The sequence below is a fragment of the Janthinobacterium sp. UMAB-60 genome (assembly GCF_900095235.1).
Lineage (GTDB): Bacteria > Pseudomonadota > Gammaproteobacteria > Burkholderiales > Burkholderiaceae_D > Janthinobacterium.
This window is the reverse complement of the sequence record NZ_LT607509.1, coordinates 26,203-29,437: the sequence shown is the minus strand read 5'-3', so window position 1 is coordinate 29,437 and position 3,235 is coordinate 26,203. Positions and strand designations below refer to the sequence as shown.

The 3,235-nt window shown below is 61.2% G+C and carries 2 protein-coding genes; one reads left to right on the top strand and one right to left on the bottom strand.

Annotated features, from left to right (window positions below):
- Positions 1-1,164 (top strand): carbohydrate porin (locus tag K0F86_RS26835; RefSeq protein WP_219137163.1); only part of this gene is annotated, 1,164 nt, incomplete at its 5' end.
- A 75-nt stretch (positions 1,165-1,239) separates the two neighbouring features.
- Here K0F86_RS26835 and K0F86_RS26830 read toward each other — a convergent pair.
- Positions 1,240-3,235: chitinase C-terminal domain-containing protein (locus K0F86_RS26830; protein ID WP_257572399.1), on the bottom strand; the 1,996-nt coding region annotated here is incomplete at its 5' end.

Below are 3,235 nucleotides of genomic sequence, written 5' to 3'. Positions count from 1 at the left end.
GGCTACCTGCGCGCCGGCGCCGGCAGCAATACCTCCGGCGACGGCGGTTCGCAAGGCTGTTTCGGTCTGGGTGGCAATACCATGAAATACCGTCTGGGCAATGAGTGCGACGCCTACACGGAATTCGGCTACACCAAGTCCGTCGCCCAGTCCGGCGGCGTGAACTACCTGGCCACCATCTGGGTCAACGCCTACGCGCCCAACTCCGATTTCGGCGACAACAAGCTGGGCATCGTCAAGGCCTATGTCGAAGCGCAGGGACTCGATTTCCTGAACGGCGGCACGGCCTGGATCGGTAAACGCTTCTACTACCGTCCTGACATCCACATGCTGGATCTGCAGTACATCAATATGAACGGCACGGGCGCCGGCCTGGACCGCATTCCTGCCGGCCCCGGTAAATTCTCGTATGCCTTCTTCAAGGACAACGACATCAAGATCGCGTTGCCGAACGGCGGCGTCAACACCAAGTCGGCCGTGCGCCAGAACTTCATTTACGGCGAAATTCCCGTCAATGAAAACGGCACGCTGGACCTGGCCGCGACCTACATCATCGGCGAAGGCAAGGATGATGTCGCCACTGGCAAGCGCCATAACGGCTGGCAACTGTCGGCCTTCCACCGTCAAGCGAAAGTCTTCGGCGGCGGTAATACCTTCGGCGTGCAGTACGGCGTCGGTCCCGGCACCGGCAAGGGCGCGCAGTTCGGCGCGTCGGGCGACACCAATTTCGGTTCGGACGTGAAACGCACGCGTATCTTCAATGACATGGCGATCCAGCCGATGGCCAATTTCGGCATGGAATTCGTCGCCCTGTGGCAAAAAGACGAGTCGAACGCCACCGGTTCCTCGACCTGGACCTCGGTCGGCGTGCGTCCTGTGTACGCATTCACCAACAACTTCAAGCTGGTGGGCGAACTGGGCACGGACAGAGTGACGCAAGCGGGCGGCCTGCCGGCCAAGCGCCTGACCAAGCTGACCATCGCCCCGACGATCTCGGCTGGTCCTGGCCTGTGGTCGCGTCCTGAACTGCGCGCTTTTGTCACCTACGGCAAATGGAACGACGCGGCCACCGCCTCGGTCAATGCGTCGAACAATGGCGGCCCGATCTACAACAACAATACCAGCGGCACCTCGTATGGTTTCCAGGTGGAAACTTGGTTTTAAGCCAGTTTAACGGTCGCAATTAAAAAGGGCGGAACCTCGGTTCCGCCCTTTCCTGTTTACCCTACCGGATGCAACTTAGGGCAAGGCCACCGGCAGTTCCGGGTATTCCTGCGTCAGCGCATACTTGGTGCCGCCCACGGTGACCGTGTAGTTGGCCGGTCCCGAGATCGGCAAGCGGTAATTCAAGGTCAGCGCCACGGAGCCGCCCGGCGCCAGCGATTGCCAGGCGGGAATCGCGAAGCGAGCCCGGTTGTAGTTCTTCGTGAAGCCGCCGATATTGTTCGGCCCCGTGTAGCCGGCATTGATCACCGTCAAGCCGAAGCCGGACTGGTCGCTCATGTCCGATGGCGCGGAAACAGGGTAATCGAACTCCACCACAGTGCCGCCCGGCAAGGTTGACGCCGTGTTGTTCTTCACCGTCATCACGGGATTGATGGGGAAGTTGTTGTCGCCCAGCTTCCAGCCGCCCAGGGTGATGCTGACGTTGGCCGCCGTGCCCGGCATGGCGATTTCGGCGCGCTTGTTGCCATACGCGCCAGCCGTGCGGAAGGCCTGGTACAGCACGTCCGTCAAGGTGGTGCCCATGAAGTACTCGCCCTTGCCGCCGTTGCGCGTGGCATCCCAGGCATAGTCGCCCGCCATTTCCCAGATCATCACGCCACCGATATTGTTGTTGACGATGTACTGGGCCTTGGCCGCGATCGACTGCGTGGTTTCCGTGGAAATGAACACTTTTTTCGTCGCATTCCACAGCCACGGCGCCACCATGGTGCTGCTGTAGTACGGCACGTACGTGCCCACCAGCGCCTTGTCCGTGACTTTATACGCATCGAGGTAGCTTGGAACTATGCCGTTTTGCAAGTTCAACGCATGCCAGATGGGGTTGCCGCCGCCGGGCGTGGGTTTGCCTTGGGAGTCGAGGTCGTACCACACGTTATCGATGCCGGTGGCGCCCATGCCGCAGGTTTTCACGCCCGCGCAGGTGACTGTGGAATTGGTCAGCGCCGTCGTGCCCCACAGGCCGTTGGTGCCGCCCGTCACATCCTTCCAGCCCCGCGTGTAGAACGGCACGCCGATATTGATGCGGCCCGCCTGCATGGCGCCCCGGTAGTAGCGGTAGGCCCAGTCCGTGTTCAGGTAGCCGATGTTCTGGTACTGGTAGGCGTTACCGGCACGCAATTCACCATCATTGCCATCGTCAAACAGCGCCGCGTTCGGTCCCACATACGGGTTCCACGCGCCGTGCAAGTCGTAGCTCATCAGGCTGGCGTAATCGAGGTATTTCAATCCCGACATGTTTTCCTCGCCACGCAAGACCCAGCCCGAGGCGGAGCCGGCGATGGTGAGCAGATAGTATTTATTGTCCTGCACGGCCGCTTCGTCGAGCTTCTGGCGCAGTACTTTCAGCAGCACGTTGTAGCTCGTCATCAGGCCGGCCAGACGCGGTTTCGAGGCGGCGAAGTCGTTCGGATTGCCCGCTTCATTGTTGGTGGTCGGATGTTCGTAATCGACATCGACGCCATCGAAGAAGTTGTACTGGCGCACGAAGGCCACCATGGAGTCGGCCAGGGTGTTGATGCCGGCCGTGTTGATGCTGCCGTCCGCATTTGTCGTGGCCGTGTAAAAGCCGCCGCTGCCGGCCCAGCCGCCCACGGAAATCATCAGTTTCACGCCTGGATACTTCTTCTTGTATTGCGCCAGCAAGTTGAAGTGGCCCTTGTACGGCAGCGACGGGTCCATGGCCGCCGCCGGCACGTTGGGCCAGGTCAGGCCCGTATCGGGATTGGCCGCGCCGCTGCCGATGGCGATTTTCGAGGTGGCCGGATCGACGGAAGCGAACGCATAGTTCAGGTGGGTGATCTTATCCCACGGCAAGTTATTCACCAGGTAAGTCGGGCTGCCATCGGCGCCCGTGCGCCAGCTGGCGAAATAGCCGACGATGCGCCGGTTCAAGCCATTGCCCAGCACTTCGCGCCCGTTCGCGTCATACACCTTGCAATACGGCACATTCGGCACGGCCGAGATCAAGCCGTCGGGACGGCAAGCCGTGGGGGTAGGCGTGGGCGTTGGC